The following is an 18,080-nucleotide window of genomic DNA, read 5'->3' as shown; positions in this document are numbered from 1 at the left end:
CACCGGCACCACGCCGGCCGCCTCACTCCTTGCCCCACAATGAAACGTCGGTTACGCCTACGCGGTCGTAGACGGCCTGGAGGTGGTTGGCGACGGTGCGGACGGACAGGACGAGGCGTTCGGCGATCTCGCGGTTGCCGAGCCCGGCGGCGGCGAGGCGGGCGATCTCCAGCTGGCGGGTGGTGAGTTCGGGGGCGGCCAGGCCGGAGAGGGCGGGGGTGCGGGCGCCGGTGCAGTTTCCGGCCAGGAGCCAGGCCCGGGTGGCGGCGGCGTTGGCCTCGCGGGAGCCGGGGGCGTGCCGCTCGTGGGCGCGGGCGGCCTCGGCGGCGGTTTCGGCGGCGTAGAGGGTCATGCCCCGGTCGGCGAAGGCCTTGGAGAGGTCGTCGAGCGCTTCGGGGTCCTGTCTGGCGGCGGCGTCGGCGTGGCGGGCGCAGAGGCGGACGAGGGGCCCGTCGGTGTGCTCGGCCAGGTCGGCGAGGCGGTCGCGGGCCTGGGCGGCGGCGCCGAGGCGGACGGCGTCGTGCAGGGCGAACATCGCGTAGGGGCGCAGGGTCCGCTCCTCGAAGCGGGTGGCGGCGTCCAGGGCGATGGCGGCGGCGCCCGCGACGTCGCCGGAGGCGGCGCGGATCCAGGCGCGGCCGAGGTCGGCGCGGAAGTGGAAGATGCGCCCGCCGGGGATGCGGCGGCGCTGGGCCTTGCGCACGGCCGTGGTCGCGGTGGCGGCGTCCCCGGCGACGGACGCGGCGTAGGCGAGCATCTCGTGGCCGTGGCCGGACAGCGCCCAGAGCGCCCCGGTGCCGTGGGAGACGGCCTCGTGGGCCCAGCGGACGGCGCGCCGTATGTCGCCGCGCAGCAGGCACCACTCGACGCGCAGGGTGCGGGAGGTCGTGGCGGCGACGGGCGAGAGGTGCTCCTCGGTGAACAGGCGTTCGCCGTAGGCGATGTAGGAGTCGGCGGCGGCCAGGTCGCCGGCCCAGAGGGAGGCTGCGGCGCGGGCGTCGCTGTAGGTCGCCACGAGGCTGGGCATGTGCTCCAGCCATTCGGCCGAGGCGTCCAAAGCCTCGTCGGCCATGGCGACGGCCTCGTCGAACCGGCCGGTGAACACGAGCCGGAGGGCCTCGGCGCCGCCGGCCAGACCGGCGGCCTCGGGCGGGACGCCCGTGGCGGCGCGCAGTTCGGCGAGCTGCGGCTCCGCCTCGGCGAACCGGGCCGAGTAGACCCGGCCGACGGCCTGGTACGCCTGGATCTGCTGCCGTAAGGCCGGGGCGGTGGCGTGCGCGGCGGCGTCGTCCAGCAGGGCCTCGGCCCGCTCCTGCTCGCCCAGGCCCATGCTGAGGTTGAACGAGCGCATGCAGGTCACGCCGGTGCGGGTGGCCTCGTCCATCGGCTCGGCGGCGACCCTGGACAGCTGGGCCTCGACCTCGTCGTGCCGGCCCGCCAGCAGCAGGACGGGAGCGATCCGGACGGTCGCGGCGGCGTCCACGCCGGCGGCCAGCGCGGACCGTCCGCAGCGCAGGGCCAGGTCCATGTCGTGCAGCATGAACGCCTGGCCGCAGGCCGCGAGGAGCAGATCAGGCCCGGCGGGGGCGCCGGCGTCCAGGTGCCAGAGGGCGACGCGCAGCAGGTCGCCGTGCCGGCGCATCCCGGTGCCCTCCAGCGTCCGGGCGAGCGCGGTGAGGCGGTCGCGGACCCGTCCGGGGCCCGCGGCGGCCCGTGCGACCTCGCCGTACAGGGGGTGCGCGGTCCTGACCTCCAGGCGGCGCCCGGTGGCGGAGGAGGCGACCAGACTGCGGGTCTCGGCCCGTTCCACCGCGTCCTCGGAGGTCAGCTCGGCCAGCGTCGCTGCGCCGATCGGCTCGCCGAGCGCCACGTACTCCAGGACCTCGCGCTCGGCCTCGCCGGCGGCGGCCAGCCGTGTCTCGATCAGCCCGCGCAGCCGGGGGCTCAGCGGCAGATCGCCGTCCCAGTGCCAGACGCCGCGGGTCTGGGCGAGGCGTCCCTCGGCCAGCCCGGACAGCACCAGCTCGTGCAGGAACAGCAGGTTGCCCCGGGTGCTGTGGTAGAGCCGCCGGGCGGTGGGGGTGCCGAGCTGCCCGCCGAGCGCGGCCTCCACAACGGCCTGGCTCTCCAGCTTCGTCAGCGGCACCAGGTCGAGGCGCCGGGCCAGGTCGTCCTTCCACAGGGCGGTGACGGGGTCGGGGGCGGCGGCGCCGGTCCGCACGGTGGCCAGCACCCGGGCCTCCCGGTGCAGGACGAGATGGTGCACCAGGGCGGCCGAGGTGGGATCGAGCAGGTGGGCGTCGTCGACCGCGACCAGCAGCGGGGCCGGTTCGGCGAGGCCGCGCAGCGCCTCGGTGGCCCAGCGCAGGGGGTTGACGACGGTCGTCGCGACGTCCTCGACCGGCAGCAGGTGCCCGAAGGCGCCGAACGGGATGCCGGTGTTGGCGCTGGTGCCGCCGGTCCGCACGACCGTGAACCGGTCGGGTTCGAGCCGTTCCAGGGCCTCGTTCACCAGGCGGGTCTTGCCGACCCCCGCGTCCCCCGCGACCACCACGCCCCGCGTGGCCCGCGCGTTCAGCAGGGAGCCCACCTCGTCGAGCGTCGACGCACGGCCGGTGAACGGCCAGGAGGTACGCACACCAGGATCGTACGTCGCCGTGCCGGAGCCCCCGCGGCGAATTGAGTAAGGGCTACTCATGTGGCCCGCCTCCCGTTGTTGGACCCTCGATATAGGGAGCTTTTCCCGGACGGCATGCCAGCCCTTCCGGGACGGGCGACCTGTACGCCCCGGCGGCGGCCGGCCGAAACACACCGCCGCCGGCTTAGGAGGGGGCATCGTCCGTATCTCCAGCGGGGGGAGATACGAACGGTGTCCCCTCTTTCACGTCGTGCATGCACCGGCGTGGCGAGCCGGAGACTTGACGCGGAGCCCGGTCAAAGGGGACCCTCAGGGCGACAAGTTCACATATGAGGCGACGGTGCGCAGGAACCTGGTGCGATTCCAGGACGGTCCCGCCACTGTGACCAGGGAGCCTCTCCCGCACGCGACCACGGCCCGCCGGCTGGAAGGTCGGGAGAGGCGATGATCTGGGAGTCAGGAGACTGACCCGTCGTCCTCCCGTACCGGGGCGAGTGCACCCCGTGAGGAGATCCCCAATGGCCCAGCCCGCCGTTCCCCCGACGCAGGCCGCCGCGCCGTCTCCGGCCGCCCTTCCCGTCCCGCACCGCGTGCCCGTCCGCGAGATCCTGCCCTGGGCGGTGTTCGCGCTGGTCCTGGGCGCCGCGCTGCTCTACTTCGTCGGCGCCGAGCAGGGCGCCACCTCCCTCGTCGGCGGTACCTGGGTGCACGAGTTCACCCACGACGGCCGTCATCTGCTCGGCTTCCCCTGCCACTGAGGCGGGGGACCCGTTGATGATGAGGTCCCTGCTGGTCCGCGGCATGATCGTCGGTCTGGTCGCGGCGGCGGCCGGGCTGCTGATCGCCTGGATCTACGGCGAGCCCCAGGTGGCGAACGCGATCGCGTTCGAGGAGTCCCAGGCGGCCGCCGAGCACGCCGCGCACGGCGCCGGGCACGGCGGCCACGCGGAGGAGGAGGTGGTGAGCCGGACGGTCCAGCAGACCATCGGGCTGATCACCGCCATGGCGTTCTACGGGGCGGCGGTCGGCGGCCTGTTCTCCATCGCGTTCGCCTTCGCCCTCGGGCGGATCGGGACGGCGGGCGCCCGCGCCACGTCCGGCCTGGTGGCGCTGCTGGGGTTCACGGCGGTCGTGCTGGTGCCGTTCCTGAAGTACCCGCCCACTCCCCCGGCGGTCGGGAACCCCGACACCATCGGGGGGCGCACGGCGCTGTACTTCGGCATGGTGGCGCTGGGCGTGCTGGCCACGGTCGCCGCGGTGATCGTGTTCGGCCGGCTGGCGCCGCGGCTGGGCTCGTGGAACGCCGCGATCGCCTCGACGGCCGGATTCGCGCTGGTGGTGGCAGTGGTGTTCCGGCTGACGCCGCGTCCCGACGCGGTGGCCGAGGGCTTCCCCGCGGCGGTCCTGTGGGACTTCCGGCTCGCCTCGCTGGGCGTGCAGGTGGTGCTGTGGGCGACGCTGGGGCTGCTGTTCGGCGCCCTCACCGAGCGGGCGTTCCGGCGGAGCGCGCCGTCCCGGGCGGAGGGCGAGCCCGTCCCGGCGGCCTAGGCCCTGTCTCGACGTGGCCCCAGGCACCGCGCGAGCGCGTTACCTGGGCGGTGAGGCGATGCCGGAGGCGAGCGTCACCGGCCAGATCGCGAAGCGATGCCGCGCTCGCCAAAGGCCCGGTAAGGGGCGAGCCGCCAGGCGAGCCCCGTAGGCCGGGACTCAGGAACACAGCGCGCAGTCGCCGCACATCTCGCCGCCGGGCGGCACCCGGTAGTAGAGGCAGCAGCTGCGCCGGACGAAGCCGCGCCGGTCGAAGGTTCCCGTGCCCTTGAGGGGTTCGTGCGCGAACAGCTCGTGGAGGAGGGAGCGCACCGGCGCGGCCAGCCCGGCGTCAAGGGTTCCGGCGCGCAGCGTCCCGGCGAGGGCGGAGGCGGCGTTGCCCCACAGGAGGCCGTCGGCGAGCCGGACGAACCCGAGCATGGTGGCGCGGAGCGGGCGCAGCTGCCGCTCGACGACCTCGCGGTGGACCAGCGCGGCCCCCTCGGCCGGGGTCGCGGCCCGGTGGCCGGACGGGTCGGCCAGCCACAGCGCGATCGGCGCGCCGGGCGCCCAGCGCCAGTGCAGGCCGGACAGGTCCGGGACGATCCCGCGCGCCGCGGCCGCGACCATCGGCGACCAGAGCCGCGAGGCGAGGCCCTGGAAGAGGATCGAGGCGGCGACCCGCCGCTCGGCGGTGCCGAGCCGGTCCGCGTAGGCGCCGGTGAGCTCGAGCAGCCGAGCGGTGTCGAGCTCGGGCAGCGGCCGCCAGGTCGGGTCGGCCTCTTCGGCGGGATCGGTGGTGATCTCGAAGAACGGGCCGAGCGCCGCGGCGCCGGCCAGCGCGGAGGCGACCTCGCGGGCTCCGGCCCGTTCCACGGTGGGTTCCGCCGTCATGTCCCCATGATCGCACCAGGGCGCGCTGACACGGGGCGCGGGGACACGCGGGTCAGCCGGCGGGACGGCCGCCGTTGTCGCGGCGGTCCAGCGCGGTCTGCAGCGCCCGCGCGGCCTCCTCGTCGGCGTCGTCGGGCGTGGCGGACAGGGGGTGGGAGTTCAGGGTGCGCATGGAAAGGCTCCGTAGCTTCACGGGAAAAGAGCGGCGATGGATCACAGGGCTTACGGCCAGTGCCGGACTCCGCGACGGGGTTGGCCCGCCTATCGGGCCCCGTCGCGGCGGCGAAGGATCACTACGAAGTGCCGCATCTCGCTTTCACGGTACCCGCCGTCCCCGGCACTGTCCTGACCCGTGGCCGAACTTCTCACATGCCGAGACGACGACGCCGTGACCCCGGCGAGCGGGATCACGGCGGCGGACGAGGTGCCCGATCGGATCAGCCGTCCAGGTCGACGCGGCGGCCGGTGTCGGCGCCGATCTCGTTCTTGATCACGTCGAGCAGCTGGACCGGGATGCCGGAGTCGACGGTCAGCGCGATCAGCGCCCGGCCGCCCTTGGTGTCCCGGCCGACCTGCATGCTGGCGATGTTGACCCCGGCGTCGCCGAGCAGCCGCCCGACCACCCCGACGATGCCGGGACGGTCGGAGTAGACGAAGAAGGCCATGTGCTCGGTCGGCACCAGCTCCATCTGGTAGCCGTTGACCTCGATGATCCGCTCGGTGTGCTTGGGGCCGGTGAGCGTGCCGGACACCGACACCACCGAGCCGTCGGTCATCGTGCCGCGCACCTGGACCACGTTGCGCCAGTCGGGGCTGTCGTCGGAGGTGGTGAGGGTGACCTCGACGCCGCGGTCGCGGGCCAGCAGCGGGGCGTTGACGAACGTCACCGCCTCCTCGATCACGTCCACGAACACGCCCTTGAGCGCGGCCAGCTCCAGCACCTTGACGTCGTGCTCGGCGATCTCGCCGCGGACCACCACGTCCAGCCGCACCGGCACGCCGCCGGCCAGCGCGGTGAAGATCCGGCCCAGCTTCTCGGCCAGCGGCAGGCCGGGCTTGACGTCCTCGGCGACCGCGCCGCCCTGGACGTTGACCGCGTCCGGCACGAACTCGCCGGACAGCGCCAGCTTCACCGAGCGGGCGACCTGGGTGCCGGCCTTCTCCTGCGCCTCGTGCGTGCTGGCGCCCAGGTGCGGGGTGACCACCACGTTGTCGTGGTGGAACAGCGGGCTCTCGGTGCACGGCTCGGTGCGGAACACGTCGATGCCGGCCCCGGCCACCCGGCCGTCCTTGAGCGCCAGCTCCAGGGCCTCCTCGTCGACGATCCCGCCGCGGGCGGCGTTGACGATGCGCACGCTGGGCTTGACCCGGTGCAGCTCGCGGTCGCCGATCAGCCCCAGGGTCTCGGGCGTCTTGGGCAGGTGGACGGTGATGAAGTCGCTCTCGGCCAGCAGCTCGTCGAGCGTGACCAGCTTCACGCCGAGCTGGGCGGCGCGGGCGGCCTGCACGTACGGGTCGAAGGCGATCACGTTCATGTCGAAGGAGGCCAGCCGCTGCGCGACCAGCACGCCGATCCGGCCGAGGCCGAGCACGCCGACGGTCTTGCCCTGCAGCTCGACGCCGGTGTACTTGGAGCGCTTCCACTCGCCCTGCTTGAGCGCGGCGTGGCCCTGTGGCACGTTCCGCGCGATCGCCAGCAGCAGCGCGATCGCGTGCTCGGCGGCGGTGACGATGTTGGAGGTGGGCGCGTTGACGACCATGACGCCGGCCTTGGTGGCGGCCTCGACGTCGACGTTGTCGAGCCCGACCCCCGCGCGCGCGACCACGCGCAGCTTGCGGGCGGCCTGGAACACCTCCGCGGTGACCTTGGTGGCGCTCCGCACGATCAGCGCGTCGACGTCGGCGACGGCGGGCAGCAGCGCCGCCTTGTCGGCGCCGTCGACCTGGCGGACCTCGAAGTCGGATTCGAGGACGGCGATGCCGGCCGGGGAGAGTTCTTCTGCGACGAGGACGACAGGCTTGCTCAAGGAACGGTCCTTCGGGACGTGGATGTGCAGAGGTGGGAAAAGCTGTGGGTGCGGGGAAAGTCGCGAGTCACCACGGTGTGCCCTCGGCTCGTTCCCGAGTCTATCCCCCGTCGGCGGCGCCCCTCGCGAACCGGGCGACACGCACCGGAACACACCATTTGTCCCGGCCAGCGCACTGGTCCCCCCGGTCATGCCCCGCCGCCCCGTACGGCCCAGAAGCGCCCCGAACCGTCCCGCGCGCACCGGTCCGCCGCCGCGTCCGCCCAGGTCGGAGGGGGCGGTCCGGGCGGGGCCGCATCCGGCCGGGGCCGCGTCCGGACGGCGGCGCCGCCCGCCGGCGTCCCGAACCGGCCTTTCCGGGCGGCGGGACCCGCTCCGGGGCGCCCGCGGGGAGGCGGATCTCACACCCCGCCGGCCGGCGGGGTCAAGCCGCGTTGGGCTCCGGGAGAGCCGTCAGGATGCCCGCCACGCGGTCGGCGTCGGCGACTTTGATGTGCGGGACGTCGACGAAGACCCGCAGCGGCCCCGACGGGAGCCCGAGCTCCTCGGCCACCTGCAGCTGGACGCCGCGCAGCGGGATGTAGGCCAGGTAGCCGTGGGAGACGTCCTGCGACCGGAACATCGCCGTCATGATCAGCCGGTAGCCGCGGATCCGGAACGACAGCGCGACCAGCCGCGGCACGGATCCGGCCGGTTCGCCGGGGACGACCAGGGAGATCCACGCGCTGGTGGTCCACGGCCGCGCCCGCAGCAGCTCGGTGACCCAGCGCAGCTGGTCGACGCCGTTCCGGTCGCGCATCCGCGCCCGGTGCTCCGGAACGCGGCGGTCCGGGCGGGTGCCGCCGCGGGTGCGCTCGTGCGCGCGGCCGACCAGCCGGTCGCGGTCGCCGTGCTCGCGCAGCAGCGGATCCTCCCAGCTCAGCGAGGCGATCTCGAACAGGGCCGGGGGTCCCTCGATGATCGGCCCGAGCTCCTCCATGCCGGCCTCACCCGCCGACCAGACGTGCCGGAGCAGCGCGATCCACGCCTGCCCGCACGTCTCCCACCGCTGGACGGCCCGGTCCGCGGCCGCCACCTCACCGCTCCTCGCCGTGTTCGCCTCCGCCGGCCGCATCGCGCCGCGGAGAATGAGCCGCCGTCGATGATCGGAGCCGGCGGGAGAATTGCCTCGCCGGTTCTCCGATTCGCTGCCCAGCACCGTTCATGTGTCCGCCCCACCACCGGCGCGGGCACGGCCACCTTGAGTGTTCGCCCTGGTGCGCCGGGGGTTGCCCGCGCCCGCTGCGACTTACTTCAAGTATCGGGCAAAAAACGCGGAAAGTGTAGGGCACGGCGCCAGGGGATGATTTTCACCGGCTTTCTGACACCCCATGCCGCCATGGGTCATCGGGGCGCCGCCGATTCGCGGGTGAGGACGATGTAACCGGCCTGCCGGAACACCGGGCGGTACCCCTCATTGATCAACCGCGCGACCCTGTGGCGCTGTTCTTCCAGGGTGGTGAAGGGAAAGGTGTGCCGCCCGATGTCGGCGACGACCCACGGGGCCCCGCGGGGCTCCCGGTCCCACAGCAGGACGCGGGTCCGCGCCGAGAGGGCGGGCCCCAGGTTGTTGGCGGTCTCGACCAGCGCGCCGTCCGGGACGGCGGCGACGGCGGCGCCCGCGGCCCGGTCGCGCCCGTCCGGGCGGTAGAGCCCGGGATCGGCCAGGTCGCCGAACGCGAAGAACGGGACGGTCACCACGGCCCCCGCCAGCAGCGCGGCGGCGGGCAGGTGGCGCCGCAGCGCCCGCCACGGCCGCATCCGCCGCAGCGCGGCGACCGGACGCGAACGGCGGAGCGCGGCGACCGGGCGCAGCCGGGTCAGCGCGGCCGGCGGGCGGCGGCCGCGGAGCCGGTACGCGCCGTCCACCGCCGCCATGACCAGGATCGCGACGATGAACGCGTTGTAGTGGTAGCCCGGCTCCCACCAGTTGGGGAAGCGGTCGGCCAGCATCCGTTCCGCCAGCAGCGGCAGCGCCGCCAGCGCCAGCGGGGACCGCAGCGGGAGCAGCAGCAGCGGGACGACCAGCAGCGCCATCGTGAGCAGCTTGACCGGCGGCGAGCCCACCGCGCCGGGCAGGATCCACGGGTGCGTCAGGACGCGCACGGCCGCGTCCGCCATCCCGTCGCCGAGCGAGCCGTACGCCCAGTAGTAGTCGTTGTCGCCGCCGAACAGCGAGATCAGCACCCGCGAGGAGGCCCAGGTCGCGGCGATCCCGGCCGCGGCGTAGGCGGCCCCGGCGCGCCGTTCGCCGCGCCGGGCGAGCAGGAAGAACCCGAAGCCGACCAGCAGCAGGCCCATGTCCTCCTTGACCATGAGCAGCCCGGCCGCGGCGAGGGCGGCCTGGACGCGGCGGCCCGCGTCGTACCGCTCCACGAGCAGCGCCGACAGCAGCGGCACGAACGCGACCTCGTGGAAGTCGAACGCCAGCGCCTCGGCGATCGGCCACGACAGCGCGTACGCCCCGGCGACCAGGTGCGCGGAGACCGGGCCGAACCGGCGCGCCGCGTACCGCCAGACGGGCACGGCCGCCAGCGCGAACAGCACGGCCTGCGCCACCAGCAGCGTCTCGGGGCCGTCGTGCAGCCAGTACAGCGGGGCCAGCACCGCCAGGATCGGGGAGAAGTGGTCGCCGAGCACGGAGAAGTCGGGGCCGAAGCCGTTGTGCACGCCCTTGACCATCGCGACGGGGGCGCCGAACCGGCTGTAGGACCGCAGCGCCTGGTCGAAGATGACCAGGTCGTAGGTGCTGGCCTGGAACGCCCGCAGCCGCAGCAGCGAGGACGCCGCGTACACCAGGGCCGACAGCGCGACGAGCGCGGCCAGGATCCGGGCGTGCCGGGACCGGCCTGACGCGGACCGGCCGGGGACGCCGCGGGACGCCGCGCGCCCCGCCGCCACCGCCTCCGCCACGTGCCAAGACGCTACCAGTGCCGCCGCACCCGTCCGGCCCGCGCCGCATGCCCGGCGCACGCCCGGGGCCCGGCGAGACACGCGGCGGCGCGTTCCCCCGTGCCGATCTCCGCGCGCCTTACCGTAACTACGATTCCCCGGCCTACATGGAGAACCCCGTGATCTCGGAGTACGCGATCAGTGTGCTGCACGACGTCCTTCGCGTGTACGACCAGCGATTCCTGGACCTGGACGGGCCGCAGCGCGAGCGACTGGTGGAGGAGACCCGGCGGGTGCTGGGCGAGGAGGCCCTCAGCGACGACGCCCGCGCCGCGCTGCCCTCGTCCTACCGGCTGCGGGCGTTCTGCATCCGGCACGGCCTGGGCGAGGAACTGGAGCGGCTGATCCGGGACGAGGTGGAGGGCCGTCCGGCGGGCGCCGTGGTGGTCGGCGGCCGGGTGTACGCCATGTACCCCTACCTGCGCGGCGTCCCGCGCCAGGACGCCGACATCACCGCCGAGGTCGGGGTGGCGCACCGGCTGGACGCGGCGGGCTGGCAGGGCCGCCGGCTGCGGCTGCGCGGCCGGGCGGGCATCGAGCGGGTCCAGGCCCGCGAGCACGGGGCCGAGATCATCCTGCGGGAGCGCGACACCGGGGAGGAGGCGCGCACCGCCGCCACCGCGACGCCGGACGAGGGCTTCGAGGCGGACGTGCCCGTACCCGGCCCCGGCCTCTGGGACGTTCACGTGGCCGTGTCGGCGCTCGGCGTGACCCGCGAGGCGCGGCTGGGCCCCGAGCGCGGCCCCCGTGTGAAGACGGAGCCGCAGCGCCGCGGCCTAGGCTCCGGCACGGACGCGACGATCCACTTCACCGGCGACGGCCATCTCGCCGTCCTGGTGGAAGGCGGCGAACACCACGACGGCGAGGCGCGCCCCGGCGGCCTGCGCGGCCTGCTGAGCCTCCCGCTGCGGCTGCTCCGCCGCGACTGACCGGCACCCGGAGCGGAGCGCCAGCGGAGTGGAGGGTGACGGTCAGTCTGCCCTTGCCGGGGAGTCTGAGGGGTCGCCCCCTCAGAGTGTTACTACCGCCCGGCACCGCACAGCGCCGAGGCCGCCCGCGCGTCACCCGCGGGCGGCCTCACGGCATTGAACGAGAAGGCTCGGTCGTTCAGTCGTTGAGCCAGCTCATCATCGGGCGGAGCTTGGCGCCGGTCTTCTCGATCGGGTGCTCGGCGAGCTGCTCGCGGTACTTGCCGAACTGGACCTGGCCGCCCTCGAACTCGGCCACCAGCTCCTTGGCGTACTCGCCGGACTGGATCTCGGCGAGGATCTTCTTCATCTCCGCCTTGGTCTCGGAGGTGACCACCCGCGAGCCGCGGCTGTACCCGCCGTACTCGGCGTTGTCGGACACCGACCAGTACATCTTGGAGATGCCGCCCTCGTAGATGAGGTCGACGATCAGCTTCACCTCGTGCAGCGTCTCGAAGTAGGCCACCTCCGGCTGGTAGCCGGCCTCGGTGAGCACCTCGAACCCGTTCTTGATCAGCTCGGAGAGCCCGCCGCACAGCACGACCTGCTCGCCGAACAGGTCGGTCTCGGTCTCCTCGGTGAAGGTGGTCTTGATCCCGCCGGCGCGCAGCCCGCCGATCGCCTTGGCGTACGACAGCGCCAGCGACCAGGCGTTCCCGGACGGGTCCTTCTCCACCGCCACGATCACCGGGACGCCGCGGCCCGCGGTGAACTGGCGGCGCACCAGGTGGCCCGGGCCCTTGGGCGCGACCATGCAGACGTCCACGCCCTCCGGCGGCTGGACCAGGTCGTAGCGGATGCTGAAGCCGTGCCCGAAGAACAGCGCGTCGCCGTCGACCAGGGCCGGCCTGATGTCCTTCTCGAAGATCTCGCGGTGGTGGTGGTCGGGCGCCAGCAGCATGATCAGGTCGGCCTCCTCGGCCGCCTCCGCCGGGGTCACCACGCGCAGCCCCTCGGCCTCGGCCTTCTCCCGGCTCGGGGAGCCCTCGCGCAGGCCGACCCGGACGTCGACGCCGGAGTCGCGCAGCGAGAGCGCGTGCGCGTGCCCCTGGCTGCCGTACCCGATGATGGCGACATGCCGGCCCTGGATGACGCTCAGGTCCGCGTCGTTGTCATAGAACATCTCAGCCACTGTGCTGCTGCCTTTCGTAGTTGATATCGGGTCGATCCCAGGGTGTCCGCGGTCCGGAGTGTCCGGGGGCGCTCCCGGACGCGCGGTTCACGCGCTGCGCTCGATGGCACGCAGCGAACGGTCGGTGATGGAGCGGGCGCCGCGGCCGATGGCGACCATGCCCGACTGCACCAGTTCCTTGATGCCGAACGGCTCCAGCATCCGGATCAGCGCGTCCAGCTTGTCGCGGTTGCCGGTGGCCTCGATGGTGACCGCGTCCGGCGCCACGTCGACGACCTTGGCCCGGAACAGCTGGACGGTCTCCAGCACCTGGGACCGGGTCTCGGCGTCGGCGCGCACCTTGATCAGCACCAGCTCGCGCTGGACCGAGGCGGAGGTGTCCAGCTCGACGATCTTGAGCACGTTGACCAGCTTGTTCAGCTGCTTGGTGACCTGCTCGAGCGGCAGCTCGGCCACGTTCACCACAATGGTCATCCGGGAGATCTCGGGATGCTCGGTGACGCCGACGGCCAGCGACTCGATGTTGAACCCGCGCCGCGAGAACAGCGCCGCCACCCTCGCGAGGATGCCGGGCTTGTTCTCCACCAGAACCGAGAGAGTGTGCAGGCTCATCGCGGTCAGTCTCCGTTCTCCCAGTCGGGGGCCATGTCCCGGGCGATCTTGATGTCGTCGTTGGCGGTGCCGGCGGCGACCATCGGCCACACCATCGCGTCCTGGTGGACGACGAAGTCGATGACCACCGGGGCGTCGTCGATCTCCATCGCCTTGGCGATGACCGCGTCGACGTCCTCGGCGCTGTCGCAGCGCAGCCCGACGCAGCCGTAGGCCTCCGCCAGCTTGACGAAGTCCGGGATGCGGACGGTCGTGGTCTCCTTCGACTGGAGGTCGGTGTTGGAGTAGCGCTCGTTGTAGAAGAGCGTCTGCCACTGCCGCACCATGCCGAGGTTACCGTTGTTGATCACCGCGATCTTGACCGGGATGCCCTCGATCGCGCAGGTCGCGAGCTCCTGGTTGGTCATCTGGAAGCAGCCGTCGCCGTCGATCGCCCACACCTGGGTGCCGGGCGCGCCGACCTTGGCGCCCATCGCGGCCGGGACGGCGTAGCCCATCGTCCCCGCGCCGCCGGAGTTGAGGAACGCGCCCGGCCGCTCGTACTTGATGAACTGCGCGGCCCACATCTGGTGCTGGCCGACGCCCGCGACGTAGTAGGCGTCGGGGCCGGCCAGCTCGCCGATCCGCTGGATGACGTACTGCGGCGACAGCGAGCCGTCGGCGGGCTGGTCGTAGCCGAGCGGGTAGGTCTCGCGCCAGGCGTTGAGCTGGCGCCACCAGGCCTCGTAGTCGCCGGTGCGGCCCGCGTCGTGCTCGGCCTGGACGGCGACGATCAGGTCGGCGATGACCTCGCGGGCGTCGCCGACGATCGGGACGTCGGCGTGCCGGTTCTTGGAGATCTCGGCCGGGTCGATGTCGGCGTGCACGACCTTGGCGTTCGGGGCGAACCCGTCCAGCTTGCCGGTGACCCGGTCGTCGAAGCGGGCGCCGAGGGTGACCAGCAGGTCGGCCTTCTGCAGGGCGCCGACCGCGCCGACGCTGCCGTGCATGCCGGGCATGCCCATGTGCTGCGGGTGGCTGTCGGGCAGCGCGCCCTTGGCCATCAGGGTGGTGACGACGGGGGCGCCGGTCAGCTCGGCCAGCACCTTCAGCTCCGCGGACGCGCCGGCCTTCAGGACGCCGCCGCCGACGTACAGCACCGGGCGCCGGGACTCCACGATCAGCCGTGCCGCCTCGCGCACCTGCTTGGAGTGCGGCCGGGTGACCGGGCGGTAGCCCGGGAGCTGCATGGTGACGGGCCACTCGAAGTCGAAGGTCGTCTGCAGCGCGTCCTTGGCGATGTCGACCAGCACCGGGCCGGGGCGGCCGGTGGCGGCGATGTGGAACGCCTCGACGATGGTGCGGGCGATGTCCTCCGGCTTGGTCACCAGGAAGTTGTGCTTGGTGATCGGCATGGTGATGCCGGCGATGTCGGCCTCCTGGAAGGCGTCGGTGCCGATCGCCTTGCTGGCCACCTGCCCCGTGATCGCCACCATCGGGACCGAGTCCATGTAGGCGTCGGAGATGGGGGTGACCAGGTTGGTCGCTCCCGGCCCGCTGGTGGCCATGCACACCCCGACCTTGCCCGTGACCATCGCGTAGCCCTGGGCCGCGTGCCCGGCGCCCTGCTCGTGCCGCACCAGGATGTGGCGAAGCTTCTCGGAGTCGAAGATGGGGTCGTACGCCGGGAGGATCGCGCCGCCCGGAATGCCGAACACGGTGTCGACGCCGACGTTCTCCAGGGCGCGGACCAGCGCCTGGGCTCCCGTCATCTGTTCGGTCGTCATGTTCCAGTTCCTTGGAGGAGTCTGTGCTCGCTGGGAGCGCGGGGTCCGCGGGGCCACCCGTTCTCAGGTCACACGGCCAACAAAAAACCCCCGCCGCCGGATGGCGGTCGAGGGGCGCGCGCAGGACGAGGTGCTTGATCAGCCTGCGCGCCGACCAAGTACTACGAGGATGATGGAACTGCTCTGCACGGGCCCCACTTTCGCCGACTTCCCGCCCGCGGTCAAATCCCTGGACAGTTTATCTCACCATGCGAGATGGCATGGGCGGTTCCATGGGCGGCTCGCCCAGCGGCAGCGCGATCGCCCCCGGCGGCAGGTCGCCGGGGGACTCCAGGTTGGTGCGCACCAGCGACTCCACCCGTCCCGCCGCCATCGGCCGCGCCACCAGGTAGCCCTGGCCCCGCGGGCACTCCATCCCGCGCAGCAGCTCCAGCTGCTCGGGCCGCTCGATGCCCTCGGCCACCACGGTCAGGCCCAGGTCGCTGCCCAGCCGCACGATCGTCCGGGTGAGCAGGGTCAGCGTCTCGTCCGAGCCCAGCCCCGCCACGAACGACGGGTCGATCTTGATGATGTCGACCGGGAGCTGCCCCAGGTAGGCCAGCGAGGCGTACCCGGTGCCGAAGTCGTCGATGGCCAGCCGCACGCCCAGGCCGCGCAGCTCCGACAGCCGCGCCACGTTCTGCCCCGCGTCCTCGACCAGCACCTCCTCGCGCACCTCCAGGGTCAGCGCGCTCGGCGGCAGCCCGGTCTCCTCCAGCGCCGCCGCGACCGACTCCACGAACCGCGGCGCCGCGATCTGCCGGGCGGTGAAGTTGACCGACAGCCCGATGTCCCAGGCCTCGCCGCGCCACCCGGCCACCTCCCGGCACGCCTCGCGCAGCACCCAGTCGCCCAGCGGCACCATCAGCCCGGACTCCTCGGCCGGGCCGATGAACCGCTCCGGCGGGACGCTCTCGCTCCCCCGCCACCAGCGCAGCAGCGCCTCCACCCCGGTCACCCGGGAGGTGGCCAGCTCCACCACCGGCTGGAACTCGACCGCGAACTGCTCCTCGGCCATCGCGCGCCGCAGGTCGCCGCCCAGCTCCAGCCTGCGTACGACGTCGGAGTGCATGTGCGGGGCGAACACCTCGACCCGGCCGCCGCCGAGCTCCTTGGCCCGGGCCATCGCCAGGTCGCCGTTGCGGATCAGGTCGGCCGCGCTGCGCCGCAGCCGCCGGCCCGCCGCCGCGGCCGACCGCGGGCCCGGCCGCCCGGACGCGCCCGGTCCGGCGGGCTCCTCCTCGTCGCCCGCGAACGCGATGCCGATGCTGGCGGTCAGCGCGATCCCCTTGCCGCCCACCTTGTACGGCTCCAGCGTCAGTACCCGCAGCATCCGCTCGGCCAGCTCCACCGCCGCGCGGGTCTCGGCCGCGCCCGGCCCGCCGCCCGCGCCGTCGCCCGCGAGCCGCACCAGGACGGCGAACTCGTCGCCGCCCCAGCGGCACACGGTGTCCTCGGCCAGCACGGTGCCGCGCAGCCGCCGCGCGGCCTGCGCCAGCACCTGGTCGCCCGCGGCGTGCCCGGCCGAGTCGTTCACGGCGGTGAAGCCGTCGAGGTCGACGAACAGCACCGCGACCCGGCCGCCGGCCCGCTGCCGGGACAGCACCTCCTGGGTGCGCTCCTCGAAGTAGGCGCGGTTGGGCAGCCCGGTCAGGCCGTCGTGGAAGGTCAGGTGGGTGACCTGGCGGCGCAGCGCGGCCTGCTCGCTCAGGTCCCGGGTGGTGATCAGCAGCCGTCCGGGGGCGTCCCCGGGGCCGCTGTAGCGGGAGATCGTCGACTCGGTGGGCAGCCAGGTGCCGTCGGCCGCGCGGACCCGGCAGGCCAGCCGCAGCGTGCCGTCGGCCGCGTCCCGGACCACCGCGTCCTCCACGGTGTCGACCGCGGGGACGGCGTCGTCGGCGGGCTCCTCGGGGTCGTCGGCGCTCCCGTCGCGGCCGTCGGCGTCGCCGTCGTCGTCGTCGCCGGACACGAACGCCAGGAACCCGGCCCGCACCCGCGGCAGGTCCTCCGGGTGGATGATCTCGTGCAGGGAGCGGCTCAGCAGCTCCCCGGGCGTGTAGCGGTAGGTGCGCAGCGCCCCGGCGCTGACGTACTGGACGATGCCCTTCAGGTCGCAGATGAGGACCGCGTCGTTGATGCTCTCCGACAGGGCGCGGAAGTGGTCCTCGCCGGTGCCGACCGCGCGCCGCAGCCGCTGGTTCTCCCGCAGCAGCCCGGCCAGCCGGCCCAGCACCACCAGCGTGGCCGTCCCCGCGACCATCGGCACCACCGGTTCCAGGCCGTTGGACCCGGTCAGCGAGTGCCCCGCGACGAACAGCGCCGCCGCGGCCGCGGCGGCCGCCGTGGCGATGCCCGGCCCGATCAGCCGGCCTCCTTCGGGCGCGTCCGAGGGAACGCCCGCGGGGGCGTCGGCGGGGCCGCCGGGAAGGGTCCCGGACGGGGGCCGGGCCACCTCGGGATCGTCCTCGGGGTCGTCGGCGAGCGGGTCGCCGGTCTCCGGCGGCGCGGCCGGCGCCGTCGTCAGCGGGATCAGGATGAGCAGCAGCAGGCCGCCGAGCCGCAGAATGTCGGCGGGGTCGTCGGCGGGCGCGCCGCCGCGCAGCCGCACCACGGTGGTCACGATGTCGGCGGCGGCGAAGGCGACCAGCGCGCCGTACGCCGTCCACGCCGTGCGTCGGTGGCCCCGGGACGAGCCCAGCACGAACGGCAGCGCCCCGCACACCACCACGATGTCGATCAGCGGGTACAGCAGTTCCAGCAGGAACTCCGACGGGGTCTCCCCCGACCGGTGGTAGAGCCCGCTGAACTGCGCCACCCACCCCAGCACGAACAGCGCGCCCGCGCACACGTAGGTGTCGGCCGCGTACCGGACCCAGGTGTAGGCGTCCCGGGGCAGCCGGATCGGCACGATCAGCCCGGTCACCAGCGCGCCCACCGCGCCCAGGTAGAACAGGTCGGTCACCGACAGCGACAGGGCGCTGCGGCTCGACACGGTGGACGCCAGCGCGCCGCCGAACGCCGCGACGCACCACGACGCGGCCGCGATGCCGAACCACCGCCACGACGCCCGCCACACCGACGGCGCGGACGGCCCGTCCGGCACCCCGTCCGGGTCGGCGGCGCCGGCCGGCGGCGCGGGCACCGCACCGGGGACGCCGGTGACGGCGCCCTCGGCGGACGGGCGCCGGGACGCGGCCAGCAGCGCCACCGCGGCGATCAGCGCGGCGGCCGCCTCACCCCAGGAGATGAGGGCCGTGCCGCCCCAGCCCAGCAGCGAGCCGATGGCGTAGAGCACACCGGCGATCGCGACCACGCCGACCGGCAGCGCCCGCGGCGGGATCCGCCGCGGCGACCACCTGGCCCTCTCGCCGCTCATCGCGCCGTGTCCCCTCCTGCCCTTCCCCCGGCGCCGCCGTCGCCACGACCGCGCCGCGTCGCGCCCGGGGGTTCCTCGTCATCGATTCGTTGATTCGTTGATGTGGTCGA

12 protein-coding genes and 1 riboswitch are annotated in these 18,080 nt (G+C 73.8%); of the genes, 3 read left to right on the top strand and 9 right to left on the bottom strand.

Annotated elements, in window-relative coordinates:
- Positions 1 to 22 precede the first annotated feature (22 nt).
- Positions 23 to 2,638 (bottom strand): AAA family ATPase, encoded by a 2,616-nt coding sequence (locus ACZ466_RS32740; RefSeq protein WP_378291562.1) that lies wholly within the window; start codon positions 2,636 to 2,638, stop codon positions 23 to 25.
- Positions 2,639 to 2,940: 302 nt separating this feature from the next.
- A riboswitch (cobalamin riboswitch) is annotated at positions 2,941 to 3,125 on the top strand.
- 31 nt (positions 3,126 to 3,156) lie between these two features.
- On the opposite strand from ACZ466_RS32740, the gene ACZ466_RS32735 reads away from it, so the two are divergent.
- Both ACZ466_RS32735 and ACZ466_RS32730 read left to right on the top strand, forming a co-directional pair.
- Complete coding sequence (locus ACZ466_RS32735; RefSeq protein ID WP_378291560.1) at positions 3,157 to 3,396, top strand: CbtB domain-containing protein; 240 nt, start codon at positions 3,157 to 3,159, stop codon at positions 3,394 to 3,396.
- Positions 3,397 to 3,412: 16 nt separating this feature from the next.
- Positions 3,413 to 4,186: a CbtA family protein gene (locus ACZ466_RS32730; RefSeq protein WP_378291558.1), complete on the top strand. Its 774-nt coding sequence runs from the start codon at positions 3,413 to 3,415 to the stop codon at positions 4,184 to 4,186.
- A 159-nt stretch (positions 4,187 to 4,345) separates the two neighbouring features.
- Here the strand turns inward: ACZ466_RS32730 and ACZ466_RS32725 are convergent, their stop codons facing one another.
- From ACZ466_RS32725 to ACZ466_RS32710, 4 genes are all read right to left on the bottom strand, one after another.
- Positions 4,346 to 5,059, bottom strand: a complete 714-nt coding sequence (locus ACZ466_RS32725) for a (2Fe-2S)-binding protein (RefSeq protein WP_378291556.1) — start codon at positions 5,057 to 5,059, stop codon at positions 4,346 to 4,348.
- A gap of 437 nt (positions 5,060 to 5,496) precedes the next feature.
- Complete coding sequence (serA, locus tag ACZ466_RS32720; RefSeq protein WP_378291554.1) at positions 5,497 to 7,086, bottom strand: phosphoglycerate dehydrogenase; 1,590 nt, start codon at positions 7,084 to 7,086, stop codon at positions 5,497 to 5,499.
- 424 nt (positions 7,087 to 7,510) lie between these two features.
- Positions 7,511 to 8,161: a thymidylate synthase family protein gene (locus ACZ466_RS32715; protein ID WP_378291551.1), complete on the bottom strand. Its 651-nt coding sequence runs from the start codon at positions 8,159 to 8,161 to the stop codon at positions 7,511 to 7,513.
- Between the two features lie 308 nt (positions 8,162 to 8,469).
- Complete coding sequence (locus ACZ466_RS32710; protein ID WP_378291549.1) at positions 8,470 to 10,038, bottom strand: DUF2079 domain-containing protein; 1,569 nt, start codon at positions 10,036 to 10,038, stop codon at positions 8,470 to 8,472.
- A 146-nt stretch (positions 10,039 to 10,184) separates the two neighbouring features.
- Here ACZ466_RS32710 and ACZ466_RS32705 point away from each other — a divergent pair, with 146 nt between their 5' ends.
- On the top strand, positions 10,185 to 11,006 hold the full coding sequence (locus ACZ466_RS32705) for a hypothetical protein (RefSeq protein ID WP_378291547.1): 822 nt from the start codon (positions 10,185 to 10,187) through the stop codon (positions 11,004 to 11,006).
- Positions 11,007 to 11,184: 178 nt separating this feature from the next.
- Here the strand turns inward: ACZ466_RS32705 and ilvC are convergent, their stop codons facing one another.
- The 4 genes from ilvC to ACZ466_RS32685 form a co-directional block, all read right to left on the bottom strand.
- Positions 11,185 to 12,168 carry a ketol-acid reductoisomerase gene (gene ilvC / locus ACZ466_RS32700; RefSeq protein ID WP_378291545.1) on the bottom strand — a complete coding sequence of 328 codons (984 nt, stop codon included), beginning with the start codon at positions 12,166 to 12,168 and terminating at the stop codon, positions 11,185 to 11,187.
- 96 nt (positions 12,169 to 12,264) lie between these two features.
- Entirely contained in the window at positions 12,265 to 12,789 is a 525-nt protein-coding gene (gene ilvN / locus ACZ466_RS32695; RefSeq protein ID WP_378291543.1) for an acetolactate synthase small subunit, read from the bottom strand.
- A gap of 5 nt (positions 12,790 to 12,794) precedes the next feature.
- Positions 12,795 to 14,612, bottom strand: a complete 1,818-nt coding sequence (locus tag ACZ466_RS32690; protein ID WP_464041778.1) for an acetolactate synthase large subunit — start codon at positions 14,610 to 14,612, stop codon at positions 12,795 to 12,797.
- 181 nt (positions 14,613 to 14,793) lie between these two features.
- Positions 14,794 to 17,970: a putative bifunctional diguanylate cyclase/phosphodiesterase gene (locus ACZ466_RS32685; protein ID WP_464041777.1), complete on the bottom strand. Its 3,177-nt coding sequence runs from the start codon at positions 17,968 to 17,970 to the stop codon at positions 14,794 to 14,796.
- Positions 17,971 to 18,080 lie beyond the last annotated feature (110 nt).

Source organism: Actinomadura rugatobispora, from assembly GCF_055379765.1.
The sequence above is the reverse complement of the archived record's forward strand: the minus strand, read 5'-3'. Positions and strand labels throughout refer to the sequence as shown.